Genomic DNA, 16,476 nt, shown 5'->3' with positions numbered 1-16,476 from the left:
CTCCTCTATTCTTCACATGAACGCTAACTTATTTAACCGAACCCGTCATCCCAGCTACAAATTGCTTTTGCATCATGAAAAACACTAATGCTGTCGGTAAGGTCGTAATGACAATCGCTGACATGATCAGACCATAGTCAGGGGCATAACCTGAGCCTAGATTCGAGATAAGAAGGGGCACAGTCATATTTTCTGGTGATTGCAATACGATCAAAGGCCACAGATAATTGTTCCAGCTGTTTAAAAATGTGATAATCGCAGCGGCGGCGTAAGTTGATTTCATCGTTGGCATATAAATGCGGAAGAACAAACCAAATTCCGAGAGCCCATCGATGCGCCCAGCCTCCATCATATCCTTAGGAAACATTTTTGTACTTTGACGAAAGAAGAAAATTAGGAATGCTGTTGTAAATGTCGGAAGAATGACTGCCGATGCTGTATCGATACCGAGAAACGGCACTACACTAGATACTTTGGCGAACATTTGAAATAGAGGTACCATAATCGCCGCAAATGGAATCATCATTGAAGCCAGCAAAATATTGAATACGATATCTTTACTCCGGCTGCGGTACATTTCAAAACCATATCCAGCCGCCGATGCTACTAGCAGTGAAAGCACAGTAGTCACCACAGAGATTTTTGCAGAGTTCCAGAGAGCCTGCCACATATCCACTGAACTAAATAGATTGTTTATATTTTCCACTAAATGTGCACCCGGCAACAATGTCCCTTTGGTTACATCAACCGACTGGTTCGTGGCGCTTATAACCATCCAGATAAATGGAAAGATAGAGATCAGCGCAGCGATGATTAGAAATACGTAAGTAAACATGCGTTTGGTTTTCATTATCTCTTATCCCCTCCTAGTTTGTTCTGAATAAGCGTCAGAATGAGCACCATTACAACAATCGAATAGGAGACGGTTGCAGCGTATCCAAAGTTAGGTGTGTATTCAAAGGAAAGGTTATAAATATATTGGGAAATCGACATGGTTGCATTGCCGGGTCCACCTTTCGTGATGTTAACCACCTCGTCAAACAACTGAAGTGTTCCAATGGTCGATGTTATCGTCGTGAACAAGATAATCGGCTTCAATAGGGGAATTGTAATTTTGAAAAATTGTGTAAATGCACTCGCTCCATCTATATGAGCAGCCTCATATATTGATTTGTCGACATTTTGCAGTGAGGACAAATAGAAAATCATATTATAGCCAGTAAAGCGCCAAGTGATAGCGATAATGATAGTAACTTTGGCCCAGAAGGGATCGGTAATCCATTGAATCGGTTCGCTGATTAGATGCAGATTCACCAGAAATTTATTGACGATACCTTCGGCTCCAAACATGTACTTGAAAACAACGGAGTACGCTACAAGTGAAGTTACCGTTGGCAGAAATATCGCCGTTCTGAAAAATCCTTTAAATTTCAGTCTTTCGTCATTTAGCAGCACAGCGATAAAGAGCGCCAGCACCAGCATAACTGGGACCTGAATAATCAAGTAAATAAAAGTGTTTTTGACGGCTGTAAGGAAAGTGGTGTCGCTAAACAGACGAATATAGTTATCAAGGCCGGTAAACTGAAGATTGTTGCCTCTGCCTGTCTTGAAGGATAGAATTAAGGCTTGAATCATTGGATAAAAATAGAAAATACTGATCATAATGACCGGCACAAGAACGAATAACCAGCCTGTCAGATGGATTTGCCGTTGACCTTTAGTGCTCTTATGTCTTTGAGGGCTTAGCCCTGGCTTTACAGTTTCCACTCCACTCCACACCCTTCTGTCTGATAAATTAGAGATGAAAGCCCCTGCTACCCATCCTTCTGTAGAAATCCAATTTACAGGAGAAGAAGAAGCAAGGGCCTAGATTGTACAGCCTAAGTGTGATTAGCGAACTTGGGTATCTGCTTGCTTCTGGGCATCCTTCAGAACAGTATCTACATCTTTTCCACCAAGATAAGATTGCACTGCTACAACCATAATGTCCTCTATTGCGTAAGTGTTCATGCCATAGTTGACGTTAGGAATTTGTTCGGTCCAAGCCGCAAAATCGGATACGACCTTTTGACCTTTGAAAAATTCATCCGCAGCTGAATAAGCTTCTCCGCTTGCCGCAGCTTTTAAAGTGCCGATAACACCAACTTTTGTATTTAACGTCTGATACAATTCCGCATCAGAAGCAAATGTTTTTGCAAGGAACTCCGCAGCAGCTTCTTTACCATCTACATTCATTACATACCAGGAGCTGCCCCCAAGGTTGGATGCATGGACGGAGCCTGCTGTGGCTGCCAGCTTAGGAAGTGGAGCTACTGCCCACTTACCGGATTGGGAAGCTTCGGCTTTAATTGAAGGTGTAATCCAGTTACCCGTTGGCACAGTAGCCACTTCACCACTATTGAATGCGCCTACAAATTGACTCCAGTCTGAGTTAACTTTCACGATGCCGGAATCCATCATTTCTTTGTACAATACAAGCGCCTCTTTCAAAGCAGCGTTGTCTGCAATGGTCGGAGTTTGACCGTCTTCACCCGTATACCATGCACCCGCCGATTGAATCATGACCCGGATAAGTCCAAGATCATTGGGATCCAGTGTGATCATGCTTTTGCCGGTTTTTTCTTTTACAGCCTTACCGATCTCGATATATTGCTTCCAGTCGATATCCTGTAGTGCATCCAGGCTATAGCCTGCTTGCTCAAGATAGTCTGTACGTACATACATTCCAGTTACACCAGAATCAAACGGAACACCATATTGCTTGCCGTCAACACTGGTCGGGCCAATTTTGTAATCCGCAAAATCAGCAGCTTTTACAACATCCGTCAATTCATAAAAGGAATCCGGATACGCTTGCAAAAAGCTTTGCGCACGGTAATCCTCAATCAATACAATGTTAGGAAGACCCTTCGTAGATCCAGAGTTCAGTCCTGTGTTCAGCTTTTGCACGATATCAGCCTGCGCGTTCTCAACGACGTTTACCGTTACGTCTGGATTGACTTTCGCATAAGCTTCTTTAGCAACATTCATGGCTGCAATGTTAAACGCTGGGTCCCAAGCCCAAACTGTGATCTCTTGTGGCTTGCTGCTACCTTCGCTTCCGGAGTTGCTCGTTTCGTTTTTCGTTCCACCTGAGGAACATGCCGAAAGTAGAACCACACTAGCCAGCATTACGGATAATAATTTTTTCACTTCGTAACCCCCTTGATAATCTGTAAAATAATAAAGATGGAAGCGTTTTCTCTGCTACGCTTCCATCTTATCATTTTGTATTCGCTTTCTTTGGCAGTATCTTTGTTAGCTTTGGTGTTATTATTGGATTCTATTTTTACTCTAAGATCGACTCTGGTACTATTTTTAGGTTCTTGTAAAAATTTTAGCTTTTTAACAATGGAAGCGTAATTATGATCTTCGTACCTTCATTTCGTTTGCTTGTAATGTTAATACCATAGCGCTCTCCGTACAACAATTTGATTCTGTCATCAACATTCCGTATACCGATCCCGGAGAATAATTGTCGTTTGTGCTTCGAGGCTGGCAGCTGTTCTTCTTTCATCAAATTCGGATCAAGGTCCATCCCATCACCATTATCTACAACTTCGCATACAAGCTGATCTTCCTGAACGGCGATCATGATCAGAATTCTTCCCTCATCTTTAAGATTGAATGCATGAAAGAACGCGTTTTCGATAAAAGGCTGCAGAATTAGCTTTGGCATATGATAATCCAAGCTTTCAGGCTCCACAAAATAATTGACGCGAATCTTTTCACCGTACCTTACATGATTGATATACACATAATGCTTCAGCGATTCTAATTCCTGACTAACAGGTATAGTGGATTGAATATCACTGACAGTGTTTTGCAGGAGTGAGATTAGCGAATTTATTGTTCCAGCTGCTTTTTCCTTGTTGCCCTGTTGCACCAGAAATTTGATAGAAGCCAGCGTATTATATAAAAAATGTGGATTGATCTGCATTTGAAGGGCGGCCAGCTCCGCATTACGCTGCTGCTTCTGGGTCTCCATCAACCGATCAACATAATCATGTAGGGAATCAAGCATAAAATTGAAGGCATTTCCTAGCTCCTTAACTTCATAACTACTAGTGGCGACATCCACATGATTATCAAATCCCCCCTTAGGAATACTCGACATCTGTTCAACGAGTACACGCAGGGACTTCGTCATTTTCCTGGTAATTAAAAATACAATAATAAGCGAAATGGCTACGATAGCCATGATCGTCAACGACACTGCTTTAGCATTTACCATCTGACCCGTTACAGCTTTCTTATCGATCAGATTCACCAAATAAACATCAAATTCAGGCAAGTATTCCGAGAATACTACCCGTTCATTCCCCATCACATAGACAGATTCTCCATTGTCTCCTGTGCTCTGTTCATCAACTACTTCATGAAGCAGCTGTTGATCGGTCAGCCCAATCAGCTCTGTCCTGTTGCTGGATACAATTTGCCCTTTTGCATTCAGCAAAACAACATCATTACCTTCACTCGTAAAATTGGCATAGAAGGCCTTAAAATCGCTATCACGAATTGCAATGTACATAGTGCCATAGATACGGCCGGTCGAATGATCAAATAGAGCTTTAGAAGCCACTAACAGGATCTCTTTCTTTTTGGTTTGACCATCCTCTTTTTGATAAAGCTGGTACAGAATTTGCTGTGGATGGGCCACTGTCGCTTTCGTAATCGGGTGGTTCTTCAGTTCATCAGCAGTAGCAGACCAATACCAAGGATCGGTTGAATAACTTCTGCCATTCGCACCTACAATCATAATACCCACATCAAAGGCACTCAGGTTGGAGCGGACTGCACGCATGCTTTCTGTCATCTGGTAGGTTTTGATAGCAAGCGTCAATGAATCCGTCTCTCCCCCGGACAAATAGCTGCGGATGGCACCATTCTGAGCTGTCATTGTAGCACCCGTAGCTACAACGTTGTTGTAGGACTCCAAGTTTGTCTTCATCTGGTTCAGTAGTTTGCCATTCGTTATGCTGAAGGTCTTTAAGAATAAATTTTCTGACATACGGATGGTAATAGACAAAGTCAGAAGGGATACGGCAACAATGCTTATGAGGGTCACAAGAAAAAGCTTGAGAAATAAGCCCTGTTTTCTAATCTTGTTGATGATTGTTCCAATCATGGTCGCTCTACGTCCCGTCTTCGGTACTGGCTCGGAGAAATGCCAGCCTGCTTCTTAAACACTTTAGTGAAATAACTCTGATCCGAATAGCCCACACTAGCGCTAATATCAGAAATTGTTTTTTCCGTTGTCACGAGTAACTCCATGGCTTTCTCCAAACGGACTTTGTTCAGATATTCATTAAATCCTTCACCATTCTGAGCTGTGAAATGGCTCGATAAATAAGAAGCGTTGAAATGAAACTGCCGCGCAACCCCAGTCAACGTGATGGGATCAGCGTAATGATCCTGAATGTATTCAAGCAAGCGGGTCATATTTGGATTGATCGTTAGGTTCGTCTCACCAATCGCACGTTCAGCTTCGCGAATAAAAGCTTCAGCAACAGCGATTGCATCTCCGGCATACATCGCTTCATCTATTTTTCGAAAGAAGTCGTATTTGGATTCCTCCAAGCCTCCGGTCTCATACTTCATTTTTCCAAGTGTGGTCGCTACGTTAAATATAAAATTCCCCAATAACGATTTGAATTCGAAAATATCGGTCCGATAATCCATCGAACGGAGATGAACATATTCCAGAAATCCAGTGAATGCCTTCTGGTATTGCTTACGTTTCAGTTGTTCCATTAATTCGCCCATATCATATTCCTGATATGCACTCGGAAGGCTGGGCAAATGATCATTTTCAATTAAGCTTCGATCCGGCAAGTAGAAACTGTATCGTATAAGCTTTAAATAATTGTCTCGATAAATCTCCCCCAGCTTATTAAAATCCGTAAAGCTTTGACTGATAACGAAATGTGTTTCTCTCGCCCAATGGTCCATCTCCGAGACTAGATATCGGAGCTCTATAACAAGCTCGTCCCACTGTTCCGGCTTTGCATTAAGCAAATATATAACCGAATCATTGACAAACTTCAGCCGAATAAACACTGTATCGCCCAAAGGGAGCTTACTAAGCCCTTTTTCTATTTTTTGTGTGAAAGTTAACCTATCCCCAGAATCTTTAATATGTTTCATATCCGCTCCGAAAAACGCGAATAGTGTGTGTGGAAACTTTGCATGAAGCAAAGCAGACTCAAGCCCAGACTCATATCCGGTCATAAGCTTCTCGATAACTAGCAAAACTTGCTTTTCCCCAGGATCCTTTCCTTGATCGGTCATCTCCATCCCTACCAATTTAGCAGTGGTTTTATTTAGGATGGTTAACAGATAATCAGCTTCCAACTTTGGCTTCAGAATGTAGTCCGCTACACCACTTTGAAATGTGGATCGGACATAATCATATTCACTGAAACTACTTAAGACGATTACTTCAATATGAGGGTATTTCTCCTTAACGATCTTGACCAGTTTCTCCCCGCCCATTATTGGCATAACAATATCTGTAATGATCACATGAGGATTAACCTCATCCATCATATTTAGTGCTTCAAGACCGTTAGCAGCCTCACCAACAATTCGATACCCTTCATTTTCCCAATCCAAAAGATGTTTGATTCCTTGTCTTACAAGCATCTCATCATCAACAATCATAATTTTGAATATTGGTTTCATTTCTTCCCCCTTGCAGCCCTGAGAATGATTATGCCTTTTTCCTTGAATTGAAAATCTCTTTGTAACCGTTTTCTTTTTATTCGTTAGTATACAATACATCCAACAAGGAGCAAGCTCCTGTACAAGTAAAGCCGTAAGCTTACTTAAAAATTGTTCATTCCAAATAATATGCCCCACCGACAAATATGGTCAACCTCTCATTTTCATTCTATGAAATATTCTTAAGTTAAGGACAAGAACTTCTACATGATAAAACAAAAAAAGCCGCGATAATTGCAGCTTCATTGTTAATGAAACAATAAGCCAAATAAATTATTTATTGGCTTATAGATAAAGATAATAAGAAACAGCGGACTGGGGATGTTCAATTTTAACAACGAGCAGAAGGTCGCGCCAAGACCCAAAATCCAAAAAATAAAATATACGCTAAGATCACGCACTCGGCGCTTTCGCATTAATTTAGGCAAATCAAGTGCCATACAACCTACAGCAATCACCAAGAATAACAGTACTAGCATTTGACTTCACTCCTTGATTTTTTCAAGAAAAGAATTATCTGTGAGACCCACGCGGTTAATAACTGCTGAGGCTTTGTAATGGATGCGCAATGATTTAAGGTAATCGTCACCCTTTTGTTGCTGCAGCTTTGCCCAAGCTTTAGGGCTGGCATGGTAGATCGATTGTCCGAATCCCATAATATCAACATTGAAACGATCATTTACATGCTCCACAGTTTTTTGCATCCGCTCTATAATCCGCTCCTCTGTTTCCTTTTCCAAACGTTTTATAGTGCTTTCCGATTCCAAATTTTCTACACTTTGCACTTCTTCAATATTGCAAAGCGTCTTAACACTAAGGTAAATATGCGGCTCCCCATTAATGATTTTCACTTTGCGTTTAGTTGTAGCCTGGATCGCTTCGATTACTATGGGCTTTCCGTCTTCCCCTGCGATCGAGCCAGAATGTGCGGTTACCTTATCGTTGATATAATTGTAACCAATCGTTTCTCCCTCGTTTAGCCAACCGATCAACTTGTCTTTTTTGAACACAGCTACAGTATGGTATTCCAATCTTGCCTTAGGCATTGTTCGCTCTACATTGCTTTTGTCTTCTCCATCTTTGGGATCTCCTATAATTTTCACTCCGGTTAGCACAGGATTCTCACCTTCAGACAATAAATTCTCAATAAAATCATCCAGCGTGACAGCGACTGTTTTTGCTGAATCTTTATAAGAATTATCCAAAGAGCTAAATAATTTGTTCGCTGGTAATTTATCCATAGGTGTAAGGACATTCAAGACATTGCTGGCGGTTGTATCTCTGGCAACCATAACGTAGAAATCCATCCGGGGTTCCCGACTTCTTTTAAATACATCGAGTATCTCACCCACTCCGGTGCGGGCAAGCTCCTCCCCAATCACCAACACCCGGATATGACCGAGATAACTTGACCTAGAGCTATCCAGATTCAGCTTACGCAGCGCATCATAAAACGTAGGTACAGTAAATTTATATACAACCACTGGGACTCCACTGCCTCCCCCTCCTCCATTCGTTTGGGAGGAAATCGCAGATGGAATAACGACCTGCATCGAAACGGTATAACCTTTTTCTGCCTTGTCAATCCCTATCCCCAAGACAAAAGCTATCTCATTCAGCTCATTTCTTTCCCAACAGCCGCTTAGCACTAACGTAAATTGGAGATCTATCATTAATCGAAGAACGCCTCTAACTAATTTTTTATTCATTTGGTTGGTTCCTTATCACTGGATGTGCTTTGACGAAACAGGTTCTGCGTCTTATTCTCAGCAGGCCTTGTCTTTAAAAACGGCCACGGAAAGCGAAAAATAGAGTCTTTTAAATCTTTGGAATTATACGGTCCGAGCGGACTCATATAAGGCATTCCGAAAGAACGCAGACTCGACAAATGCAATACGATGATGAAAATACCGAAGAGAATTCCATATAATCCGATAAATCCGGCCAAAGCTATAAGCACAAAACGGATCATCCGCGCAGCTATAGACATTCCTGTCTCCGGAATAACAAAACTAGAAATGGCTGTTAGCGATACAATAATGACCATTGCGGATGAAATAAAACCCGCTGCTACCGCGGCTTGTCCAATCACCAACGTTCCGACAATGGAAATCGCCTGACCAATATTTTTGGGTATCCGCACCCCGGCTTCCCGCAAAATCTCATAAGTCATTTCCATGATCAGCGCCTCAACAAAAGCAGGAAAAGGAACACTCTCCCGCTGGGCAGCTAAACTGATTACAAGATTGGTCGGTATCATCTCCTGGTGATAGGTAGTAATCGCAACATACAATGAAGGGGCAAGCAAAGTAATAAAAAATGAAATAAAACGAACTAATCTCAGCAATGTTCCAATATCGGCCCTTTGGTAATAATCCTCAGCTGACTGGAAAAATGCCACAAAAAATGTGGGCACCAGCAGTACAAAAGGAGTTCCATCAACAAGAATGGCCACTTTTCCTTCCAAAATACCCGCTGCAATCGTATCCGGACGATCACTGTTGTATACGGTAGGAAAAGGTGTAACTGCCGTCTCTTGAATAAACTCTTCAATATATCCACTCTCGAGAATACTGTCCGTATCTATTTTATTCAGACGGCGCTTTACCTCCTGCACCAGTTCCTTATTGGCGATGTTACTTAGATACATAATGGATACGCTGGTTTGAGTCACCCTTCCGATCTGAACGGTTTCCAGCCATAAATGGCTATCTTTGATTTTTCGCCGAACCAGTGCCGTATTCGTCCGTAAATTCTCAGTGAATCCTTCCATTGGACCCCGAACAACCGACTGTGAGCTAGGCTCCCCTACATTACGATCTTCCCAGCCTGGTAAGCCGATCCGCAGAGCACTGGATAACCCGTCAAGCAGCAGCATTATATTACCGGACAATAAATGATGAATAAATTGGCTGTAATCGTCAATGACGGCTATATCGCCGGCTATTAATATCTGTTTCTTAATCATCTCAAACTTCTGCTCGGGAGAAAGCCCCCTCAGCTGTTCGTAAGGAATGTGTTCCTGCAAGGAATACAAAATTGAATTATGCAGCACCTGAGTATCCACAAGACCATCTATGTAAATCAAAGAAATATGAGTGTTCTCTTCTATCTGCAACTCTTTTATCACTACATCAGAGCTTTCACCCATCAATTGGTACAAATTAGCAATATTAACTTCCAACCGGCTTGATAATGTACCAATCTCCGTATCTTTCATGATGCAGCCTCCACTTCTCCATAGATAGATGAGTATAGTTTGATGTTAATTATGATAATTATTCCTTCGGATTAAAAAATCGGGATGGCATAATTCTGGTAACTACAACCATACTAAAACTAGTCCAATAAATTTGAGGGGGTATATGAGTTTGGAGAAAGATCGAATTAGTACCAATCAAATGATTATACTCGGGCTATTCACATTTATTGGGGATATGGCGCTTGTGTATCCGGCGTTAATGATATCAGGAGCGAAACAAGATGCATGGATTGCTGCTTTGATTAGTATTCCCTTGGGTCTAGTGACCATAAAACTGTTACTCTGCTTAGCAGACCTTGAACCCAACAAGAATATTATCGAGCTTAGCCTACAAATTTTAGGGAAATGGGTCGGAACTGCTGTGGCCTTATTCTATTTAGGGTTCTTCCTGATTGCTGCCTCCACCTACATAAGAGAAATTGAAGATTTCATGTGTACACAGATTTACGAGAAAACACCCGGTGGGGTTATTCGTTTCATGGCCATTTTCCTGCTGGTATATGGGGTACGACTTGGCCTAGAAACATTGGGCCGGGCAGCTCAGCTTTTTTTCCCTTTATTTGCAGTTTTTTTGATCGGTCTGCTGCTCCTGCTGACCCCCGATGTCAAAATGGAACGTTTATACCCCATCTTGAACACACCAGTACCGGACATGCTTCATACTTTGATGTATGGTGTTTTTTATCCTTTTGGCGAATTGTGCGTGTTTCTAATGATATATCCTTATGCTCAGAAAAATAGCAAAACAAGCCGGGATATTTTCATAGCCTTGATCATCGGAGCTCTGGGCCTTAACCTCATCTTATTGTTTTCCCTTACCGTTCTAGGTGTTTACGCTTCTGAACATCAATTTTATGCCGCTTATATTCTTGCTCAAAAAATTAATATTGCTAATTCTCTGCAACGTATTGAAGCGCTTATGGCTACAGCATGGATTATCAGCACGTACTTCAAAACAGCAGTTTATTACTATGCTTTAACCTTAGGTACAGCCCAATTATTTAAACTCAAAAGCCACCGTCCTCTGATCATACCTACTGGATTTTTGCTATTCGGTATGTCACAACTGATTGCCAAAGACATCATTTTCTATGTAAAGGAGATCCCCGCCTACTGGGTAGATTGGGATTTCACCTGTGCATTTGTTCTGCCGCTTATGTTGCTAATTGTGTATCAATTTAAGAAACGCCGTGCTTCTAAGGTTTAAACGACATTAGATTATGGACAAGTGAAATTAAGATTGTAGATACGAATCCCGCTTAATGATCTAATTACGCTCCGCTAAAATAATTGGGGAATTTCTCCCTGAAATTTCTGGGATTTTCGTTCATTAGACTAATGATCAGGGAAAACCTCCCTAAATTTCAGCTGATTCGTTAGCAATTAAAGAAATTCCCCTTATTATTAGGGAGGAATTCCCTAAATTCGTTCATTTAGAGCGAATATTGGTTATTTCCAGGGATTTTTTCCCTGCTATGAACGAATTAGTCAATTCCCCTGTTTTCCCCTTTAACTAGAGGGTTTTCAATCCCTTGGGCACAGAGACAAAATGCGAGTCGTCGGCTGGCAATCTGCTATCCGTGGGTTGGTTACCACATATTATGCCTACGTCGAAGGAGCTTCCGTAAACTAATTTCGCACGTTAGATCAGGGATCCTGTGCACAGGGAATTCACGGATTCTCCTCGAACCTTTCTCTTTGTCTCCATGCCCCAAGGATTCAAATCTTTTGGGTATGTTTTTATTTTTTTTCGTTTCACCTACGCCATTTTTCGTTCTGCCTCTACCGCAATCGACCAGATAAATCCAATTAACTCACGACCCACTGCTGCCATGGTTAAATTTCGGTGTTTCCCGCGTCTGACTAATTTTAAATACTTGCTGTGTAACCGTTCTTGGGCTTTCCACGACGTTTCATGGACATGAATACTCTGGCCCTCAAGACGCACTGCTAAATCTCCCTTGACGGCAGGGCGGTGACGGTAACTCCATGCGGACTCCACCAGTGCGCGCCGCACTCCGGAATTTCCGACTTTTGTAAGACTCCCTCTTTTGGTACTTGCTCCCGAGGAATATTCCCGTGGCACGAGTCCCAGGTAACTCATGAGCTGAGCCGGTGAACGAAAACGTTCGAAATTTCCAATCTCGACAACTAAAGTCATAGCTGTCAGCAGGGCGATTCCCCTCAGGCCTTGCAACGCTTGAATGACAGGTGCGTAAGGGCAGATCTGTGCTTCTTCTCGCATTGCGGCTTCAAGTCGCTTGATTCGCTCCTCCACTTCCCGGAGCTGTTGCAGGGATTCGGTAAATACCCGTTCTTGAGCTACATTATTAAACTTCAGCATAGAGAGCCATTCCCGGTACCTTTTGGTCCAGCGTTTTTTCATACCCTCTGGCTTGTGAATTTGGTGGCGCAATAGAAAATGAATGAGCCGTTGCCGAGCCCGATGTAGGTCTTGCCTAGCATCTTCTCGTGCACGAATGAGATCTCGTAAAGCTTCGAGTTCTGGCGTTGGCACATAGATCGCAGTCAATTCTCCAGCCCGGTGTAACTGAGCCAGTTTTTCTGCATCCCGTCGGTCGGTTTTTATGGCATCTCCGGGACGCTGTGGCATACGCGAAGGTGCAATTACCACACAGGAAATTCCCATCTTCGTCAACCAGCGGTATAAGTCGTACCCCGTAGGCCCGGCTTCATAGCAGACCTCCAGTGTAATCCCTGAACCTTTGAGTTTCCGAATCATTCGAGCCACTGCATCTGGGGTATGGGGGATGGCTCCATAATATCGTGCGGGTTCCCGACCCTCATCTGCAATCGCCACCGCAATTTTTTCTTTAGACACATCCAAACCGACGTATTTTATGGTATTCTTCATAGTAACAGCTCCTTTCGCATGTAGCTCTGTAATGGTTGTCCTTTTAACTTCCATTTTAACCTACGGTGTGCGAAACAGGGGCTGCCTTTCGTTCATCATAACTAATTAGTTTTAGGCCGGCTTCGCACACTCATAAACGCAGACAACACAAACGGCCCCCGCATACTGCTTATCGCACCGTCCAATAGATATCGTCCCCAACAGGTATCACACAAAATGAATATTCCGCCGCCCAACCTAATGGCATAGAATACTTTGTGTGCGTAGCCCATAGTCTATTGGCTACAGCAAGAATCCGCTTATAGCCTTTTTACTAAAAAGAAGCTGCCTCATAAGTAGTATTCACTACTTTTGAGACAGCCTCTTTATTCATAAGTTTCTTGTATGAAGTAAATCTATTCCTTCTTATCCAAAGAAATCGAGGACGGAGTTACATCACTGACAGGTTCTTTTGCCACTTCAAAAGTGGATCCGCAGGCCGGACAAAAGCGTGCCTCGATCGCCACATTCCCACCGCATGCTTTGCAATGCTTTACATCGGACAACTCAGCAATTTGCTGAAGGTTCGTCTCAATCTCAGCCTTCAATTCGAGAATACGATTGATATTAGTCTCGATTTGCTCACTTGGCAGTGGTCCTGCACCTTGAGTTACGGCTTCAAATAACAGTTTGCCCATAACCTGATACTGCTGGTCAATATCATTTTGCTTACCGTTATTTTGCAGCTTCAACCGGTTAATCTCCACCACTGTTTTTGCTTTATTCCCAGCCTCGCTTACCCCTGCTTTTACTTTGTTAAAAAAACTCATATTCAGCCCCCAATTCCGTAGTAGTCATATATAAGCATATTTCGACACCGCCAGAAGTATTCCTTTCTTTATTGTACCTAACTTCGTCCATGGTTTGTAGCCTATAACCGATTTACTAACCCTTTCCCCGCCTTCCTGCGGGAACGAACCTCGACTCAGGTCTGGTATACAAAACCGCCTCCAGGCCGTTTTTTCGCATGCAAAAAGACATTAGAATGAGTACATAAGCAAACGGGTTGCAGGATTCAATAACAATCACACCCATACGAGAGGAAGAAAACAATAAATGAAAAAATTATATCGTTCCCAAAGTGATCAGAAGATAAGTGGCTTGTGCGGAGGTCTTGCTCGTTGGTCTGGTATTGATGCTACAGTAATCCGTCTCGTTGCTGTTGCCGCAGCATTGTTCAGCTTCGGAACAGTACTTATCTTCTACGTCATCGCTAGTATCATCGTTCCTAAAGAACCTTTTAACAGCTTTTCAGATGGACATGATTTCTATTAATAAATCGTCGTTTAATACAAACTAACCCTAATCCAACCATAAAAAAGGAGAGATAGAACATGAGTCTATTAAAAAGAATTTCCACAATTACTAAAGCAGCCCTACACGAAGGTTTAAACAAATTAGAAAACCCGGTGTTGCTGACAGGTCAGTATTTACGTGATCTTGAAAATGATATCGCTAAGGCGGAACGCAATGAGCGTGATCTGCAAGTTACAGCAAGTGTGTTGGAACGCCGTAAGCAAGAATATACTCAGTTAGTAGAGCAAAGTGAAGCCGAAGCCGTTCAAGCAGTTGAACAAGGAAATGAAGAAAGAGCTCGTCTGGCACTCATAGCCAAGTTACGGTACGTAGAACAGTTGGAAGAGTCCATAAATAGCCAAGTACAAACTAAGCAATCCCTTGCAGAGCTTGAGATCAATATCGCTAGAGCAAAAGAAGAGCGTGAACATCTCAAAGCGAAAAGAACTGAACTTATCGCTCGCGCTCAACAAGCGACAGAAACACTCAACTCTGCTCCACGTTCTTCTACGAAAGGTCTAAATGTAGGATCAGCTTCACAAGGTTTCGAACGAATGGAAGAAAAGATTTTCGAGTGGGAAGCATTGGCGGAAAACTCCAAAAATAAATTCAATATAGGCACAGGAATAAGTCCTTCCATCGATCCTAACCTGCGTAGCGCCGTTGACATCGAAATCGAGCGAATCCGCAACCGTAAAACCAACACTGAAGTAAACACTGAGAAAAAATAAATAGGACAACAAGCCTCTTACTACTCAGCTATTGAGCTGAATAAGGGGCTTGTTTTTTACTTCTTTTCATCCCGCGAATCCATTTTTTCGTTTCTGGATCCACACGATAAGACTCAGTGATTTTCTGCAAAGCTTTGTTGTAAGTGAAATCATCTAAGCTGTTGTTTCTCAAATAACTCATCGTAGGCTCTGGCAATTTCACATAACAAATCGAAAGCGCCCAAGAAACCGCCATTTTTACATAATAGCCTTCATGACTGACCTTATCGAGCAATTGTAAAATCCGGCTGATATACGCCTCTTCAATAAAGAAATTAAGCATCATTACCACAGCAAAACGGATTTCATATTCTTGATCTGACAATAGGTAAGGCATTATAAACTCCCACACCCGTTCTTTATTCTTTACGGTAAACTTCAGGCCTGTGCAAAAGCTATCGCATACGGACCAGTTATCAATTCTGGGAATAAAGTCTGCGATATAACGTAGGATTTCTTCAAGATCTGTCTTCACGTAGCCAAGCACCATACCTTGCAGCATCACTTCTTCAAAATAATCTGTCTCGGCATGCTCCAAATAGGCTCTCCAATCACCCTTTGCAATGATTTTAGCAAGCTTGCGCAATTCCGGTAGCCTGACGCCTATAACATTATCTATCGTCGGAATTAAGGCCGCAGAAAACTTTTGGTAGTCCACCTCTGCCAAATTCAATAGCTGTTCTCTTATTGTTTTTTCCATAGTAGTACTCCTTACCCGTCCATTATTCAAATGAAATTTCCCATAAATATATAGAAGCCACAGAACCCAAAGGAGAATAGTTTAGCCGGTATTGTTCAAATTGATCTTTGGTAAGCTTATCAAGTCCATACAGCTTCATCATCCCCCGACGAATCGCAATATCTCCCCAGCTGACCACATCCCGTCGTTCCATAGAATGGATTAACATCATTTCTGCCGTCCACTTGCCAATGCCCTTTAACGTCATAAGTTTTTGTATAACCTCTTGATCTGATAACCCAGGCAATTCCTCCAGCTTAAAATCACCCTGAGCGACCAAATTGGAAATCTCATGGATACATAGTGCCTTTTTCATCGTCATCCCACAGCTTTGAATCTCATCCGCCGTATGTAACGCTAACTGCTGCGGAGTGATGTCTCTGAACTGAGCCAACATTCTGTTCCAAATGGTCCGAACCGCTTTTACTGAAATAAGCTGTCCTACTATAGCATAGATAAGCGCAGTAAAAAGATCCGGTATAATTACACGTTCCACTCTGCCCATCCGTGCCATAGCTGCGCCAAGTACTGGATCCACACTTCGGAGATAATCTATGTCTTCTTGCCCATAATCAAAAAACTTAGTAATTACGCTGCTCAAAGTGTTTCCTCCCGTATCTGATAGTGATGACCCTAATCCTAATATACAATACCTATTTGGCAGTGTACGGATTGTTGAATAGAATAGCAAGATAGCGAAACTGGAAAAAGCCATAACATCCCTAAGATAGGT

15 protein-coding genes are annotated in these 16,476 nt (G+C 42.3%); 3 read left to right on the top strand and 12 right to left on the bottom strand.

Annotated features, from left to right (window positions below; all coding sequences use genetic code 11):
- Positions 1–28: 28 nt before the first annotated feature.
- The 8 genes from NYE58_RS07975 to NYE58_RS07940 form a co-directional block, all read right to left on the bottom strand.
- Entirely contained in the window at positions 29–850 is an 822-nt protein-coding gene (locus NYE58_RS07975) for a carbohydrate ABC transporter permease (RefSeq protein WP_036675882.1), read from the bottom strand.
- Entirely contained in the window at positions 850–1,662 is an 813-nt protein-coding gene (locus tag NYE58_RS07970) for a carbohydrate ABC transporter permease (protein WP_235219373.1), read from the bottom strand. The genes NYE58_RS07975 and NYE58_RS07970 overlap by 1 nt, the downstream gene beginning before the upstream one ends.
- A gap of 228 nt (positions 1,663–1,890) precedes the next feature.
- A complete protein-coding gene (locus NYE58_RS07965; protein WP_036675885.1) occupies positions 1,891–3,192 on the bottom strand; it encodes an ABC transporter substrate-binding protein in 1,302 nt (433 codons plus the stop codon).
- A 184-nt stretch (positions 3,193–3,376) separates the two neighbouring features.
- Positions 3,377–5,167, bottom strand: coding sequence for a sensor histidine kinase (locus NYE58_RS07960; protein ID WP_036675887.1), 1,791 nt, complete (start codon positions 5,165–5,167; stop codon positions 3,377–3,379).
- A complete protein-coding gene (locus NYE58_RS07955; protein ID WP_341001538.1) occupies positions 5,164–6,723 on the bottom strand; it encodes a response regulator transcription factor in 1,560 nt (519 codons plus the stop codon). Before NYE58_RS07955 ends, NYE58_RS07960 begins: the two co-directional genes overlap by 4 nt.
- Positions 6,724–7,010: 287 nt before the next feature.
- Entirely contained in the window at positions 7,011–7,241 is a 231-nt protein-coding gene (locus tag NYE58_RS07950) for a hypothetical protein (protein ID WP_036675888.1), read from the bottom strand.
- Positions 7,242–7,247: 6 nt separating this feature from the next.
- Positions 7,248–8,471: a Ger(x)C family spore germination protein gene (locus tag NYE58_RS07945; protein ID WP_341001537.1), complete on the bottom strand. Its 1,224-nt coding sequence runs from the start codon at positions 8,469–8,471 to the stop codon at positions 7,248–7,250.
- The gene (locus NYE58_RS07940) at positions 8,468–9,982 is read right to left on the bottom strand and encodes a spore germination protein (RefSeq protein ID WP_076125412.1); all 1,515 of its coding nucleotides are present in this window, start codon (positions 9,980–9,982) and stop codon (positions 8,468–8,470) included. The genes NYE58_RS07945 and NYE58_RS07940 overlap by 4 nt, the downstream gene beginning before the upstream one ends.
- A 145-nt stretch (positions 9,983–10,127) precedes the next feature.
- Here NYE58_RS07940 and NYE58_RS07935 point away from each other — a divergent pair, with 145 nt between their 5' ends.
- On the top strand, positions 10,128–11,231 hold the full coding sequence (locus NYE58_RS07935) for a GerAB/ArcD/ProY family transporter (protein ID WP_038569268.1): 1,104 nt from the start codon (positions 10,128–10,130) through the stop codon (positions 11,229–11,231).
- A gap of 552 nt (positions 11,232–11,783) precedes the next feature.
- On the opposite strand, the gene NYE58_RS07930 is transcribed toward NYE58_RS07935, so the two are convergent.
- A complete protein-coding gene (locus NYE58_RS07930; RefSeq protein WP_036683961.1) occupies positions 11,784–12,899 on the bottom strand; it encodes an IS110 family transposase in 1,116 nt (371 codons plus the stop codon).
- Positions 12,900–13,294: 395 nt separating this feature from the next.
- A complete protein-coding gene (locus NYE58_RS07925; RefSeq protein WP_036679993.1) occupies positions 13,295–13,708 on the bottom strand; it encodes a zinc ribbon domain-containing protein in 414 nt (137 codons plus the stop codon).
- Between the two features lie 286 nt (positions 13,709–13,994).
- On the opposite strand from NYE58_RS07925, the gene NYE58_RS07920 reads away from it, so the two are divergent.
- Positions 13,995–14,213 carry a PspC domain-containing protein gene (locus tag NYE58_RS07920; RefSeq protein ID WP_038569266.1) on the top strand — a complete coding sequence of 73 codons (219 nt, stop codon included), beginning with the start codon at positions 13,995–13,997 and terminating at the stop codon, positions 14,211–14,213.
- Between the two features lie 59 nt (positions 14,214–14,272).
- Complete coding sequence (locus NYE58_RS07915; protein ID WP_038569265.1) at positions 14,273–14,965, top strand: PspA/IM30 family protein; 693 nt, start codon at positions 14,273–14,275, stop codon at positions 14,963–14,965.
- 28 nt (positions 14,966–14,993) lie between these two features.
- Here NYE58_RS07915 and NYE58_RS07910 read toward each other — a convergent pair whose 3' ends face one another.
- Together NYE58_RS07910 and NYE58_RS07905 are read right to left on the bottom strand one after the other, a co-directional pair.
- Positions 14,994–15,704: a DNA alkylation repair protein gene (locus NYE58_RS07910; protein ID WP_036679998.1), complete on the bottom strand. Its 711-nt coding sequence runs from the start codon at positions 15,702–15,704 to the stop codon at positions 14,994–14,996.
- Between the two features lie 22 nt (positions 15,705–15,726).
- Positions 15,727–16,344, bottom strand: a complete 618-nt coding sequence (locus tag NYE58_RS07905) for a DNA-3-methyladenine glycosylase family protein (protein ID WP_038569263.1) — start codon at positions 16,342–16,344, stop codon at positions 15,727–15,729.
- Positions 16,345–16,476: the final 132 nt, after the last annotated feature.

The organism is Paenibacillus sp. FSL L8-0708, assembly GCF_038009325.1.
Classification (GTDB): domain Bacteria; phylum Bacillota; class Bacilli; order Paenibacillales; family Paenibacillaceae; genus Paenibacillus_AQ; species Paenibacillus_AQ odorifer.
Note: the sequence above shows the minus strand (reverse complement) of the source record. Positions and strands in the feature narration are given on the sequence as shown.